The sequence below is a fragment of the Novosphingobium sp. JCM 18896 genome, from assembly GCF_025938095.1.
Taxonomy (GTDB): domain Bacteria; phylum Pseudomonadota; class Alphaproteobacteria; order Sphingomonadales; family Sphingomonadaceae; genus Novosphingobium.
Genome location: NZ_JAPCZF010000002.1, coordinates 905,339 through 919,665, shown reverse-complemented (window position 1 = coordinate 919,665; position 14,327 = coordinate 905,339). Strand labels below are relative to the sequence as shown.

Below are 14,327 nucleotides of genomic sequence, written 5' to 3'. Positions count from 1 at the left end.
CTCGAAAAAGATCGATAGCGCGAAGGTCGCGGCCTGGCAACGCGTCACTTCACGATGACGCGCACCCGTCCCAGGTTGCGGATACGGCCATAAGGCGAGGCAGGATCGCCCTGCCGCTGCGACACGCCGCGCAGGCCGGCGAAATAGGTGCCCGGCTTGTCGTAGCGATGCGCGATCGTGACGTTGGCCTGCTTCGCGCCGCGTCGAATGGGCGAGGTCTGGGCGAAATTGCCCGTCCCCTCGAAGTCCCATTCCGCGGCGACCACCGCGCCGGCGCCCGGCGGCACCGCGATCGTGCCGCTGAACGACACGGTCTGCCCGGCGGCGATCTCGACCCTGTCGCCACCTTGGACACGCAGCGTCACGACCGGCTGGATGCCGTGACGCTGCGCCGCAGTAGGCGCAGCGACGACCTGGCCCTTGTCGATGCGATAACCGGTCGAGGCTGGCGGCGGCGTACCCTTCTCGACCCAGGCGGCGAGATCGCTGAGCGCCTGCTGGAGCACGGGCACGTAGCTGACGATACGGCTTGCGGCCTCCTCGGTCGGCTCGTCGCCGTGGAGCGCATGGTCGGTATACCAGAGGCGGAAGTTCTGGTCGAACCTGCCCCCAAGATTCTCCTTCACACGTTCGGCATACCAGTCGGCCTGCCAGGGCATCGCCTCGCGATCCCACAGCGAGGCGGCGACGATCATCTTGCCCTCGAACCGGCCGGTCTGCAGCGAGCCCGAGGTCGACTTCACGAACAATGGGCCGAGCAGCATCGGCCGCTGCGGATAGATCGGCGTGCCGTCGGGCTTGCGGAACTGGTCCCAGACGGCGAAGTCGCGGCCCGGCACCTGGTGGCGATGATAGGTTTCCATCGCCAGGAAGTTCGAATTGTCGACGGTGACCTCGTCGCCGGGCCTGATCTGCTCGATCGCCTTGGGATCGGCGAAGCCCAGCAGCACCGAGTCCCCGCTGAGCGTGCTCAGCATCAGCTTCTTGCCTTTGACCGCCCCGCTCGAGACGACGAGTTCGCCGCCGAGGAAATAGACCGGCGGCGCGGCGCTGCTCAGCCGGAAGCCGACGACCTTGTTCGCCTCCTCGGGCGGGCCCTTGTAGGCGGTGTCGACCCCGCCGCGATCCTTTTGCTCGAAGGGATTGGTGCTGAGCCCCAGCCGCGCCGCCTCGGCCGCGGTGATCGGCGCCGCCACCGTCGTCTTGAACTGGACGCGGTCCTTGGTGAAGTATTCGGGGTGATCGTGGCCGAGATAGCCGGACTTGGTCCAGAAGTCGGTGAAATAGCCCGGATCGGCCATGGCGACGCCGCCATAGAGCGCGGCAAAGCCGTGCAGCCCCATGGTCTTGTAGCCGAACCACGACTTCATCGGGAAACCCATCTGCTCGATCTCGCGCAGGACCGAGGCCTCGTAGGGCGTCAGCCCGGCATAGGGATCGCCGCTGCCGCCGGGCTCCATGGCATCGATGATGCCGGGAAACTTGTCGCGCAGCACGCGCAGCGCCTGCATGCGCACGGTGAACATGTTCGGGATCGCCATGGTCGAGCCGATCACATAGGGCACGACCCCGTCCCAGACGCCGCGGGTGTTCTCGATCGAACCGATCGTGCGATAGCCGCCGCCGCTGCCGCCATAGGCATAGCCGTAAGGCCGCTTGCCGCCGTACATCTCGAGCGCGAGCTTGCGCGAATAGGCGGCCGACGCGGCATTGGCGCGATAGGCGGTGATCGTCGGATCGGACAGCGCCAGCGAGCCCTTGGCGAGGTCGATCTTGCCGCCGCCGTTGGTCTCGATGAAATAGGCGCCGGCGGCGATCGACGAGCCGATCTTGTTGAACTCGCCCGCGGGCATCGCCTGGGCCAGGTTCTCGTTGTCGGGCACCGGCGTGATGTGCTGGAAGAAGCGCCCCTGGTACTGTTCCTTGGGCGGGAAATAGAACGAGAAGCGCGTATCGGTACCCTTGAAGCCGCCGTGGACATAGCGGTGGCGGACGGGCGCATCGCGCCACTCGTCGACGTCGACATAGGGCTGCGCGAAGAAGGGATCGTTGTCGGGCGAGTAGAGCGCGGGCGCGGCGGCGGGCGTGGGTGCAGGATCGGCCGCTTGGGCAACCACGGGAAGCCCCATGGCCACCGCAGCCACCACACCCCGCAACCAGATTCGCGAACGACGCATTTGCTTCTCTCCCGCAACAACGGCGCCGCTTTCCGGCACCCGAAAAGAACGCCGCCGCCCCGATCCCGGGTGCGGCGGCGGATAGTCGATCAGAACTTCTTCGAGACGCCCAGGATGAACATCCGGCCAATCGTGAAGCCGTTGGCATAGCCGAATTCGTTCTGGTCGTTGCGGCGCAGGATCGGCGGATCCTGGTCGAAGACGTTGTTGACGTTGAGCGTGAAGCTCAGGTCCTTGAGCATGCCGCTGTCCGACGGCACGTCGTACTTGAAGAACAGGTTCACCGTGTTGAACGCGCTGACGCGGTTCTGCACGGGCGTGCCGGTGGTCGGGACGATGGCGTAGCCACCGTTGTGGTTCCAGGTCGCCTGGGCGCGGAAGCCGCCGACGTCGGCGCCGATCGAGGTCTGCAGGAACAGCTTCGGATTGTCGCGCGCCAGTTCGTCGACCACCACCGAAGTCGGGCTGACCTGCGCCTTGCGCGACAGCGGCCGGTTGCCGCTGACATCGGCGAAGAGCGCGCCGAAGCCGGTCTCGTGACGATAGTTCACCGAGAAGTCGATGCCCTTGACGTGAACGATGCCGAAGTTGCCCGTGCGGAAGTCGACGAATTCGTAGACCGGCGTGCCGCTGGCGATCAGCGGCTCGACCACGGCCGAACCACCGGGGGCGAGCGCGCCGATGGCGCGCAACTGCGCGGCGGTGAGGCCCGAAACGCTGGTCGTCACGTTATTGGGGAAGTCGGTGAATATCCCGACGTTGGCCGTCGGCGTACGCAGGATGTCCTTGAACTTCACGTCATAGTAGCTGACGCTCGCACGCAGCGAAGGCAGCGGCGTGAGGTCGACGCCCACCGACCAGGTATCGGCCTTCTGCGGCTTGAGCCCGGGCTGCGAGCCCTGGAGCGCGATGGTGAAGCTGCCACCCGTCGGGGTGTCGCCCGGCTTGGTGAAGGCGACGAAGGGGAACGACGAGATCGAATTGCGCAGCGAGCCGAGCTGGTCGAGCGGGGTGGGCGCGGTGAACGAGGTGCCCCAGTTGCCGCGGATCGCCAGCCATTCGACCGGCTTGAGCGTGGCGCCGATCTTCGGATTGAAGGTGTCGCCGAAGTCACTGTAGTGATCGTAGCGGCCCGAGGCCGAGATCGTGAACGAGTAGAGCCCGCCGGTGCGGTTACCCTCGCCGATGATCGGCACCTGCAATTCGCCGAAGAGCGAGTGGACGTCGCGCTTGTAGGGCGTGAAGGGCAGGTTGATCAGCCCGCCGAGACGCACGTCGTTCGAGAACCGCTGCTTGAACGTGTCGTGCATGAACTCGTAGCCGGCGGCCAGGCGGACGTCGCCGCCGCCGATCGTGAACAGCCGGCCCTCGGCGATCAGGCGCGCGTTGAACAGGCTGTCCTTGGCCTGACCGGCGATCGAGCTGTCGGCGATGTCGTCGAGCAGCGCGCGGCTGGTCAGCGCCACGTTGTAGGGGTTGATCGCCGTGGCCGTGGTCGTGGCGAGACCCGCGGCGGCCAGACGCGTCGGGCTCAGCTGGGTCAGTTCGTAGCGGCTGTCGCTCTGGCTCCAGTTGAGCAGGCCGCGGATCTGCCAGTCCTCGTTGACGTTGAACTTGAGCTCGGCATTGACCCCGCCTTCCTTGATCGACGTGCTCGAACGCTGGCTGTCGAGACCGTAGACCGGACCGAGACCGAAGCTCACCGTCGCGCGGTTGTCGATCGGCTGCGAGCCGAGACCCGGGATCGGGATCGAGCCGAGCGGACCGAGGAACAGACCGGCGGGCAGGTTCGCGGCATTGTAGGGATTGCCCGAACCGACCGTGACGACGCCGTCGAGCACCGAGGTCGAAAGCGTCGTGCGCTGGCTGTAGAAAGCGCGCGCGTCGAGCGTCAGCCGATCGCCGAACTCCTGGGTGAAGCCGACAATCGCACCGTGGCGCTCGGCGCGCGGCACGAAGGTGTTGTCGTCGCTGTTGTCGCAGCGGTTGAAGGTGTTGGCGGCGTAACGCGGCCCGGCATAGTTGACCGACGAGATCGTCGCGCCGAGGTTGGTCAGCACCGTGTTGACCGCCAGGTTCGGGCTGTCACAGGTTAGGTCGCGCGGCAGATAGGGCTGCGAGGCGTAGTTGACGTTGCGGATGTAGTCGCGATCGCGGCCATAGAGCGCGTCGTTCTTGGTGAAGGTGTAGGAGGCGTAGATCGAGCCCGTCTCCCAGGCCTTGCCCAGGGTCGCGCTGGCATCCCACTGCCAATAGTCGTCGGCGAGGCCATAGCGGCCGCTGACCTCGAGCCCGTCGAAGCGCTTGCGGGTGATGAAGTTGATCACGCCGGCAACCGCGTCGGCACCGTAGATCGAGGAACCGCCTTCGGTCACGACCTCGACCCGCTCGATCGCGCCGGTAGGGATCAGGTCGGGATCGACCGAAGCCTGGTTGACGCCCGCCGAGGCGACGCGGTGACCGTCGACGAGGATCAGCGTCGCCGAGGACGAGGCGTTGTTCGGCGAGATGTTGCGGATGTTCGGACGCGAGATCTGGATCTGGTTGACCGCGATCGACAGGTCCGAAACCGGCACGCGATTGAAGTAGTTGGTGACCTGCGGGATCGACGCCAGCAGCTCGTTCGAGCTCGTCGCCGCGGTCGACTGCAGGCTCTCCTGGCCGATGGAAATGACGTTGGCACCGACCGGCGGCGCGCCGCGGATCAGCGTGCCGGTGACGACGATCTCCTTGCCGTCTCCGCCTTCGCCGCCGGGCGCATCGGCCGTGGACTCCTGCGCCGCGGCGAGGCCCGGAACGATAGCGAGCGCCGCGACACCCGCGAAGGACAGCGCGCGAAACGCGCGCAGGGTCGAATTGATCATTGATTTGCCTCCCTGAAAGCATCCTCGGACGGTTTAGCGAGACGCCGCTCGTTTATTATTCAATATGATCGATTATGATCATACTATTTGATAGCGCTACCAACACTCGCGCGCAACCCGGCGATTTTCGCCGTCATCCGCAGCAAGTCCGTCGATGACGTCCGGATAGACGGCCCATCGCGGCGCTGTCAATTTTATTTTACGTTCTAAAATAAATGTGGTGTCGGCTTGGCAGACCGGCGCAAGTCTGGAAGACAGGCGCCCGATGCGAATGTCCGATCAAGCGTTCAACCGGCTGTCCGTGCTCAAGAAGCTGCGCGCGGCCGAACCGATCTCGCGGACCGACCTCGCGCAGATCTCGGGGCTCAACGGCGGCACCATCACCGCCATCATCCGCGATCTCGTCGAGCGCGGACTCGTCATCGAAGAGCGGCTGGGCTCGGCCACGCGGGGACGCCCCAAACTCAATCTGCGGATCAACCCCGAGGGCGCCTTCGTCGTCGGCGCGACCATGTCGGAAAACGGCCAGCTATGCGCCGAGATCGTCGATCTGCGTGGCCAGAGCGTATCCTCGCATTCCGCCCCCGCCCCACCGACGAGAAGTCTCGAGGATCTCGCCCAGGCGTTCTGCCGCACCATTGCCGAGGCGATCGCGGCCAGCCCGATCCCGCGCACGGCCATATCGCAGGTGGGTATCGGCCTGCCCGCGATCGTGGTCAGCCAGACCGGCATGGTCGAGCTGTTCGAGACCTTCGAAGGCGCGCCTTTCGCTTTCGCCGAGGCGATCGAGCGCGAACTGCGCATCCCGACGCGGATCGACAACAACAACAACATCCTCGCGCGCTCCGAACACTGGTTCGGCGACGGCGGCGTTGACGATTTCACGCTCGTCGTGTTCGATCTCGGCCTCGGCGGCACGCGCTATCAGGCCGGGCAACTGCTGATCGGCAGCCACGGCATCGAGGCCGAGTTCGGCCATACCAAAATCGTGCCCGAAGGCGGCCGCCCCTGCCATTGCGGCGGCCGCGGCTGCCTCCAGGCCTACAGTTCGGTGAGCGCGATCGTCTATCAGGCCTGCGAACTGCGCGGCGAGCCGCAGCCGGCGATCGACCAGCTCCGCAGCCGCTTCGGCGAAGTGGTCGAGGCCGTCCAGGCCGGCGATCCGGACATGGCCGAGCTGTTCGCGCGCGCCGGCCGCCTGCTCGGTCGCGGCCTCGCCAACCACGTCAACATGCAGGACCCCGAACGGATCGTGGTCCTCGCCAAGTCGCGCGACCTGATCGACCTCGTCTCACCGCCCTTCTTCGCCGCGCTCCACGAGGACACCTTACCCGTGCTGCGCGACGGCGACCGGGTGACCTTCAAGCAGATGGACGACAGCGCCTATGCGCGCGGCGCGGCCGCGATGGTGCTCGAGCAACTCTATCAGTTCCGCTAATCGCGGGGGCGATCACCGTCGGATTCGCGCAGGACGAGTTCGAAATCCAGGCACTCGTGGCGCACCGATCCGGCCTTGCCCAGACGCTTGGCCTCGATCGCGGCGATCAGCAGCTGCGTCCCGCGCCGCGCCATGTCCTGGATCGGCTGGCGGATCGTGGTGAGCTCGGGCCAGACGGTGGTCGCGATCGGCGTGTCGTCATAGCCGACGATCGTCAGTTGGCGCGGCACGTCGAGCCCGTGACGGTGCGCGACCGCGGAGGCCGCCGCCGCCATGTCGTCGTTGCTCGCGAAGATCGCGGTGGGGGGCGACGGCCGTGCGAGCAGCGCCTCGGCCGCGGCCAGACCGCTGCGATAGGTGAAATCGCCCTCGACGACGAGCTCGGGTTCGGCCGCCCTGCCCGCCTCGCCCAGCGCGCGCCGATAGCCGGCCAGACGCAGCGCCGACGCGGTCTGGTTGGTGTCGCCGGTGATGAAGGCGATCCGCTCGTGCCCGCGCGCGAGGAGATGGCGGGTCATGGCATGCGCCGCGCGTTCGTCGTCGATCGTCACGGCATGGGCGAAGTCCGCGGCGCGGCCCGTGGCGATCTGCACCATCGGCAGCCCGCGGTCGCGCAGCACCGCGAGCAGCGCGGCATCGTCGCAGAGCGGCGGCGGCAGCAGCACGGCGTCGACCCGGTGCGAGTCGAGCTTGGCGGCCAGCACATCGGCGCTCTCGCCGCCGGCGCAATGCTCGACCACGAGCTGCGCATCGCTGGCCCCGGCTTCCTGCAAGGTGCCGACGAGGAACTCGCTGAGGTAGGACGCACTGGGATTGCTGTGGAGCAGCGCGATCCGGCTCTGCCGGCCACCCGCCAGGCTGCGCGCGGCGGCATTCGGAACGTAGTCGAGCGCGCGGATCGCCTCGCGGACCTTGTCGCGCGTGGCTTCGACGACGCTCGCCTCGCGGTTGATCACGCGCGAAACGGTCATCGGCGAAACCCCGGCCAGACGGGCGACGTCGGCCACCGTCGGCGCGCTCTGCGTCCGCCGCCTGCGTTTTCGCGTCTGCCCCGCTTCGACCATCGCCCCTGCCTATGGTGCCGGGGCCGCTCGCGCAAGCCGCAGAGGACGCTTGCCCGCCCGTAATGTTAGCGCTAACTAAAGCACCATTGGGAGTGGAAGAAACGATGTTTCTGGGGATCGATGTAGGAACCTCGGGCGTGAAGGTCGTCGCCATCGACGCGGCGGGAAGCCTGCGTGCCCAGGCTTCGGCGCCGCTCTCGGTGGCGCGGCCGCAGGCCTTGTGGTCCGAACAGGCGCCCGACGACTGGTGGGCCGCCGCCGATGCGGCCGTGCTCGCGCTCGACCCTGCAATCCGCGCGCAAGTGACCTGCATCGGCCTTGCCGGACAGATGCACGGCGCCACGCTGCTCGACGCCGACGATCGCCCGCTGCGCCCCGCGATCCTGTGGAACGATGGCCGCGCCTTCGACGAATGCGACGCGCTCGAAGCGAGCGAACCGGACACGCGCGCGATTACCGGCAACCTGGCCATGCCGGGCTTCACCGCGCCCAAGCTGGCCTGGGTGCGCAAGCACGAGCCCGAACTGTTCGAGCGGGTCCACACGGTGCTGCTGCCCAAGGACTACGTCCGCCTGCGGATGACCGGCGACAAGGCCTCGGACCTGTCCGACAGTGCCGGCACGCTCTGGCTCGACGTCGCCGCGCGCGACTGGAGCGACACCATGCTCGCCGCGACCGGACTGACGCGCGAACAGATGCCCGCGCTGTTCGAGGGTGGCGCGGTCACCGGCCGGCTGCGCGTCGAGGTCGCGACGGCCTGGGGCATGGACCGCGTTCCCGTCGTCGCGGGCGCGGGCGACAATGCCGCGGGCGCCGCCGGCGTCGGGGTGATCGCCGAGGGCGATGCGCTGCTCTCGCTCGGCACCTCGGGGGGTGATCTTCGTCGCGACCGGCGCCTTCCGCCCGAACCCGGCGCGCGCGGTCCACGCCTTCTGCCACTGCCTGCCCGAGACCTGGCACCAGATGGCCGTGCATCTTTCGGCCGCCGCCTGCGTCGATTGGGCCGCGCGGCTGACCGGCCTCGACGGCCCCGCCGCGCTCTTCGCCACGGCCGAGCAGGCCGGCCCCGTCGCGGGTCCCGAACTGTTCCTGCCCTACCTCTCGGGCGAACGCACCCCGCACAACGATCCGCACGTCCGCGGCGGCTTCCTCCGACTCGACAACGAGACCACGCGCGAAAGGCTCGCGGCCGCCGTGCTCGAAGGCGTCGCCTTCACCCATGCCGACGGGCTTGATGCTTTGCGCGAGGCGGGCACGCGGGTCGAGGAACTGCTCGTCATCGGCGGCGGCGCACGCTCGCGCTATTGGGGCCGCATCCTCGCCGCGGCGCTGCGCGTGCGGCTGGCCTATCCCGAGGGCGGCGAGGTCGGCCCGGCGCTCGGCGCGGCCAAGCTCGCACGGATGGCCGCGCTGAAACTGTCCCCCGCCGAGGCCTGCACGCGGCCGCCCGTGGCCCAGGTCATCGAACCCGATCCCGCGCTGGTCGAAGCGCTCGCCCCCAAGCTCGCAAAGTTCCGCGCGGCCTATGCTGCGATCCGCGACCTCTGAAAGGAAGCCCATGTCCGCCGAATACTTCGCCCCGTTCGACACGGTCCGCTTCGAGGGGCCCGACAGCACCAGCGACCTCGCCTATCGCTGGTACGACAAGGACCGCGTGGTCCTGGGCAAGCGCATGGAAGACCACCTGCGCTTCGCGGTCTGCTTCTGGCACACCTTCTGCTGGCCGGGCAGCGACGTCTTCGGCGGCGGCACGTTCAACCGCCCCTGGCATGCCGGCCCCAAAGACGCGTCCCGCGCGCGCGCCAAGCGCGAAGCGGCGCTGGCCTTCGTCGAGAAGCTCGACCTGCCGTTCTACTGCTTCCACGACGTCGACGTCATGGCCGATGCCGAGGACGCGACGGGCTTCCGCCGCAGCTTCGCCGAGGCGGTCGATCATCTCGAGGCGCTGCAGGCCCAGCACGGCCGCAAGCTGCTGTGGGGCACGGCCAACCTGTTCAGCCACCCGCGTTACATGGCCGGCGCCGCGACCAATCCCGATCCCGAGGTCTATGCCTGGGCGGCGATGCAGGTGCGCGACTGCATCGAGGCGACACACCGCCTCGGCGGCGCCAACTACGTGTTGTGGGGCGGGCGCGAGGGCTACGACACGATCCTCAACACCGAGATCGGCATCGAGCAGCAGAACTTCGGCCGCTTCCTCAACCTCGTGGTCGAGCACAAGCACCGCATCGGCTTCACCGGCACAATCCTGATCGAGCCCAAGCCGCACGAGCCGACCAAGCACCAGTACGATTTCGACACGCAGACCGTTTACGCCTTCCTCAAGCGCTTCGGGCTCGAGAACGAGGTCAAGGTCAACATCGAGGCCAACCACGCGACCTTGTCGGGCCACACCTTCGAGCACGAGATCGCCATGGCGCGCGCGCTGGGGATCTTCGGCTCGATCGATGCCAATCGTGGCGATCCGCAGAACGGCTGGGACACCGACCAATTCCCCAATTCGGTCGAGGAACTGACCCTGGCGCTGATCGAGATCGTGCGCGCCGGCGGCTTCACCACGGGCGGGTTCAACTTCGACGCCAAGGTCCGCCGCCAGTCGATCGACGCGGCCGACCTGTTCCACGGTCACATCGGCGGCGTCGACACGATCGCCCGCGCGCTGCTGCGCGCCGCGGCGATCGTCGAGGACGGCCAGCTCGATGCCTTCCGCCAGGAGCGCTACGCCGGCTGGCAGGGCGAACTCGGCCGCGCGATCCACGCGCCCGATGCGACGCTCGCCTCGGTCGCCGAACACGCGATCCAGAGCAAGCTTGCGCCCCAGCCGCGATCCGGCCGCCAGGAGTGGCTGGAAAACCTCGTGAACCGCTTCTGATGCTGACATTGGCCGCCGGCGACTATGCCCTGGCGCTCGCGCCCGAGCGCGGCGGCGCCGTGTTGCGGTTCGACTGGCATGGGCGATCGTTGCTGCGCCAGTCGCACGGCCCACGCAACGCCGCGCTCGATCACGACTGGCGCTGCGGCTGGTCGGTCGCTAGCGCCACGACGCGTTCGGCAACCCTGCTGCTGCACCATCTGGGCGCCGACTGCACCTATATCGCCAGCCAGGCCTTCGCGCTCGACGAGAGCGGGCTGACGATGACGCTGTCGCTGGTCAACCTCGGCCGCCGGCCCATGCCGGCGGAGATCGACTTCGGGTTGGACCTGGACGACGTCGAGATCGTCGCGCGGCAGCGCGAGGTCGACGGCCCGATTCTGCTAGCCTCCGGCGCGGTGCGGTCGGCCAGCCTGCGGCTGCGCGCGACCGCCCGCGAGGAGGTCTCCTACTTCGGCTGACCCAATAGCGTAACCGGGCCGATCAGCCCCGACCGGCGCAGCGGCGCCTTGGCGGTGTAGGTCGGCAGCGCCGTCCAGGTGATCGGCTTGGCGTCGGGCTGGCGATCGCCGATCAGGCGGTTGACCCAGAGGTTGGCGACGCGGACCTGCAAGGTGTTGCGGCCGGGCTTGGCGGTCTGGCTGACGTCGACGCGATAGGGTGCGTGCCAGGCATAGCCCGCAGGCCTGCCGTTGACCGTCACCTCGGCGACCTCGCGTGCCTCGCCGAGATCGATCCACAGCGGCTCGCCGCGCTTCCAGCCCTTGGGCGTGGTGAAGCCGTTGGTGTAGGTGGCGATGCCCGAGAAGTACTTGATGCCCGCATCGGCGTTCTCGTCGAGCGGCGCGAGGCTGGCAAAGGTCGCCTTCGCCGGAGCGCCACGATTCGCCTGGAACGCCACCTGCCACGGTCCGTCGATCCGGCCGACCTCGCTCGGCACCAGCTTCTTGATCGCCAGGGTCGGCGCGACGGCGGGCTTGCGGAACACGACATGGACCGATTCGTCGGCCGCCAGGGTCAGCGGCACGATCGTCTCGCCGCCTTCGGTACGATAGCTGAGCGCCTCGGAATTGCCCGTCTCGGAATGCCAGAGCTCGGGCGTCTTGCCGGTGACGCGGAAGCGCGCCTCGATCGTCTCGCCACGGTCCTGCTGGTTGACCAGGAAATAGCTGTCGCCATCGGGGAGCTTGCGGTGGACGAAGGGGATCGCAGCGCCGTCCTGACCGCCGGTGAAGCGGAAGTCGGGCGCGACGCCGATCTTGGCGAGCGCAGCCTCGATGTCGGTCGAAGCAATGACCCGGCCCTTGCCGATCTGCGTGACCTCGCCGCCGTTCCACAGCTTGGCAGCGAGCGCGGCGTATTCGGTCGAATTGGCGGCAAGGCTCGGATCACCCTCGGGCTTCATGCCGACGACCGTCGCGCCGCCTTCGACGAGCGCGGCCAGCTTGCGCAGCGCGGGCAGGGTCATCCGGCGCGACGAACCGCCCAGATAGAGCACGCGATAGCGCGCGCCGCCGGGGGTGGTCAGTTCGTTGCCGTCGTTCGCCAGGGCGCTCATCAGCGCATCGGCGCTGACGAAGTCGTAGGCATAGGCCTTGGGCGCATCGGCCACGGCCTCCTTCTCGTAGAGCGCGGTCAACGGCGCTTCCTCGCCGTAGAAGTAGCCGACGTCGGCCAGGTTGCGGCCCTGCTGCAGCATCAGCGAATTGCGCGAGATATAGTCGACCCAGGGTTTAGCGAGTTCGGCCCAGGCCTCGTGCCGGTTGAAGTACTGGCCGAAGATGAATAGCGACAGCCCCGGCACCTTCTCGTCGACCGGCTGGTGGACCGAGGTGTGGATCACCGGACGGTTCACCCCGGTGACGAATTCGAGGTCGATGATCCGCTTGAGATAGGCCGGCGCGTGATCCCAGTAGGACAGCGCCGAGGTCAGCGATTCCGCAGCGACGAGGTTCTGGCCATAGACGTGCGCCACCGATGCCGCGCCCTTGATGTCGGCGACGTGGCTCTGCTGCGGCCCGACCTTGCGCGCGTGGGTCCACATGGCCGACATCGGGATGTCGGCGAAGCGGCGCATCGACATGTCGTCGCCCAGCGACGGGCGCCCGCTCTCGAGCGCTTCGCCATAGACCTTGAGCCCGTTCTCGTGCGCGACCTTGGCGACCGTGCCGTAGTGCTCGCTGGCCATCAGATCGGCCAGGGTGCGGCGATAGTCGTAGAGGAAGCGGTCGCTGTCGGCGCGCGAGCCAACGATCGTGCCCGTCAGCGCCGGCAGCCACGGTACCGCGTCATAGCCGCGCAGGCGCTTGAACTGCGCCAGCATCTGCGGCGTCCAGTTGGCCGCGCCCACCTCGATGCTGTCGGTCAGGATCGCCTGGACGCCGCGCTTGCCGATCAGGTCGGCGCCGGCAGCGTCGCGATACATGCCGATGTAGTGTTCGAGATAGCGGCGCACAGCCGGGCCGTCGAACTTGTCGACCTCGAGCCCGGTCGCCTCGGGCGGCGCCGGGTGGTTCGTCGTGCCGAGCAGCGAATAGCCGAGACGCAGCACGCGCCAGCGCGCGCCGCCGGGAAGCTTGGGCGGAGTCCAGTCGAGCGTCCCGTCGGGTCGGAGACGACCGGTCAGGTCGATAACCCTGGCCGGATCGACACCGCGGGCTTCGGGCAGGGCCTGGTCGAGATGATAGTAGTCCCGCTCGACCTCGAAGCCGGCCTTGGTTTCGAACCGATCGATCCGTTCTTCGCCCGATAGGCGCAATTCGCCGATCTTCACCGGCTTGGCACCGCCGCCCATGCCGGCCGGCGCACCGACCGAGCCCATCGCCGCTCCGAGGCCCGCGAGATCGAGCCCAGGCGCGGCCGAGGCCATGAAATTGCCCATCGCCGACGAGGGCTTGGCCGGGCCGAAGGTCACACGGAACTGGCGCGCCGTGACCGGAGCGAAGCCGATCGTCGTTGGCACCGCCGTCACTGCTATGTCGGCCACCTTGCGCCAGGCCGCGCCGTCGTCGCTCGCTTCGAGCACGGGGGCATAGGCGGCGCCCATGAACAGCGCCGCAGCACCAGGTATGAACAAGGTCGCCGAGCGCAGGGTCTGCGGCGCCGAATAGGCGAAGACCAGGCTGGGAACGCCCGATGCGGGACGCTTGAGGTCGACCGTGGTGTTGAGATCGGCGTCGGCCAAGGCGCCGCCGTCGAGCTGTTCGTCGGCGCCATCGCGCACCACCGGCGCGGCAAGCGCGGGCGCTCGCGCCAGCGGGACCGCGAGCACCGCGACGTCGGCGTAGAAGGTCGGCACCTGCGGTCCCTTGTCGCCCGACAGCAGCGAGCCGATGCCCGATCCCTTGTCGATCGACTGGAACGGGCCCGTGGCCGAAGGCGGCGGGGCCAGCTTGCCGGCGAAGCGCTTGCCACCCATGAGTTCGGTCTCGCTCCAGACCAGTTTCTTGAGCCCGTCCTCGGGCTTGACCCAGGGGCCGCCGGTCTCCGACCAGCCGGGCGATGCGGCGATCGCGAGCTCGAGGCCGAGCCGGTCGGCCTCGGTCGCGGCGAAGCGGAAGGCGTCCTTCCAGTCGGGCCGCATATAGATCAGCCGATCCTTGACCACCTGCGGCGTGTTGAGATTGGCGTCGAAGTTTTGCAGCCCGCCGATGCCGACGCGCTTCATCCAGGCCATGTCCTTGGCGATGCCGTCCTTGGTGACGTTGCCGTTCATCCAGTGCCACCAGACGCGCGGCCGCGCGGCGTTCGGCGGATCGCGGAACTGGTCTTCGAGCGAGGGCGCGGAAGCAGCATCGGCGGCGGGCGGCGCGGCCGGCTCCGCCTGCAGCGCGCAGGCCGTCAGCGCGGTCGCACAGGCCAGGGCCACGCGCAGGTTCCTCAAGATCATCCTCATCATCCCCTCTTTTCGAT

Annotated in this window: 7 protein-coding genes and 1 pseudogene; 4 read left to right on the top strand and 4 right to left on the bottom strand. The window is 68.1% G+C overall.

Annotation, left to right across the window (positions count from 1 at the left end; translation table 11 throughout):
- Window positions 1-44: 44 nt before the first annotated feature.
- Window positions 45-2,177 carry a hypothetical protein gene (locus OLX23_RS10325; RefSeq protein ID WP_264444880.1) on the bottom strand — a complete coding sequence of 711 codons (2,133 nt, stop codon included), beginning with the start codon at window positions 2,175-2,177 and terminating at the stop codon, window positions 45-47.
- Window positions 2,178-2,266: 89 nt separating this feature from the next.
- Entirely contained in the window at window positions 2,267-5,041 is a 2,775-nt protein-coding gene (locus tag OLX23_RS10320; RefSeq protein WP_264444879.1) for a TonB-dependent receptor domain-containing protein, read from the bottom strand.
- Window positions 5,042-5,312: 271 nt separating this feature from the next.
- On the opposite strand from OLX23_RS10320, the gene OLX23_RS10315 reads away from it, so the two are divergent.
- Window positions 5,313-6,479 carry an ROK family transcriptional regulator gene (locus OLX23_RS10315; RefSeq protein WP_264444878.1) on the top strand — a complete coding sequence of 389 codons (1,167 nt, stop codon included), beginning with the start codon at window positions 5,313-5,315 and terminating at the stop codon, window positions 6,477-6,479.
- Here OLX23_RS10315 and OLX23_RS10310 read toward each other — a convergent pair.
- Entirely contained in the window at window positions 6,476-7,543 is a 1,068-nt protein-coding gene (locus OLX23_RS10310; protein WP_264444877.1) for a LacI family DNA-binding transcriptional regulator, read from the bottom strand. The genes OLX23_RS10315 and OLX23_RS10310 overlap by 4 nt on opposite strands.
- Window positions 7,544-7,647: 104 nt before the next feature.
- Between OLX23_RS10310 and xylB the strand changes: the two are divergent.
- The 3 genes and pseudogenes from xylB (at window position 7,648) to OLX23_RS10295 (ending at window position 10,876) form a co-directional block, all read left to right on the top strand.
- A pseudogene (gene xylB / locus OLX23_RS10305) lies at window positions 7,648-9,091 on the top strand (xylulokinase).
- Window positions 9,092-9,101: 10 nt separating this feature from the next.
- Complete coding sequence (gene xylA / locus OLX23_RS10300) at window positions 9,102-10,415, top strand: xylose isomerase (protein ID WP_264444876.1); 1,314 nt, start codon at window positions 9,102-9,104, stop codon at window positions 10,413-10,415.
- Window positions 10,415-10,876, top strand: a complete 462-nt coding sequence (locus OLX23_RS10295; protein ID WP_264444875.1) for a hypothetical protein — start codon at window positions 10,415-10,417, stop codon at window positions 10,874-10,876. The genes xylA and OLX23_RS10295 overlap by 1 nt, the downstream gene beginning before the upstream one ends.
- On the opposite strand, the gene OLX23_RS10290 is transcribed toward OLX23_RS10295, so the two are convergent.
- On the bottom strand, window positions 10,864-14,304 hold the full coding sequence (locus OLX23_RS10290; protein WP_264444874.1) for a glycosyl hydrolase: 3,441 nt from the start codon (window positions 14,302-14,304) through the stop codon (window positions 10,864-10,866). The genes OLX23_RS10295 and OLX23_RS10290 overlap by 13 nt on opposite strands.
- Window positions 14,305-14,327 lie beyond the last annotated feature (23 nt).

Coding starts and splice junctions, on each gene's coding strand:
- OLX23_RS10295 (WP_264444875.1), top strand. CDS start 10,415: ATGCTGACATTGGCCGCCGGCGACTATGCCCTGGCGCTCGCGCCCGAG.
- xylA (WP_264444876.1), top strand. CDS start 9,102: ATGTCCGCCGAATACTTCGCCCCGTTCGACACGGTCCGCTTCGAGGGG.
- OLX23_RS10290 (WP_264444874.1), bottom strand. CDS start 14,304: ATGATCTTGAGGAACCTGCGCGTGGCCCTGGCCTGTGCGACCGCGCTG.
- OLX23_RS10310 (WP_264444877.1), bottom strand. CDS start 7,543: ATGGTCGAAGCGGGGCAGACGCGAAAACGCAGGCGGCGGACGCAGAGC.
- OLX23_RS10320 (WP_264444879.1), bottom strand. CDS start 5,041: ATGATCAATTCGACCCTGCGCGCGTTTCGCGCGCTGTCCTTCGCGGGT.
- OLX23_RS10325 (WP_264444880.1), bottom strand. CDS start 2,177: ATGCGTCGTTCGCGAATCTGGTTGCGGGGTGTGGTGGCTGCGGTGGCC.
- OLX23_RS10315 (WP_264444878.1), top strand. CDS start 5,313: ATGTCCGATCAAGCGTTCAACCGGCTGTCCGTGCTCAAGAAGCTGCGC.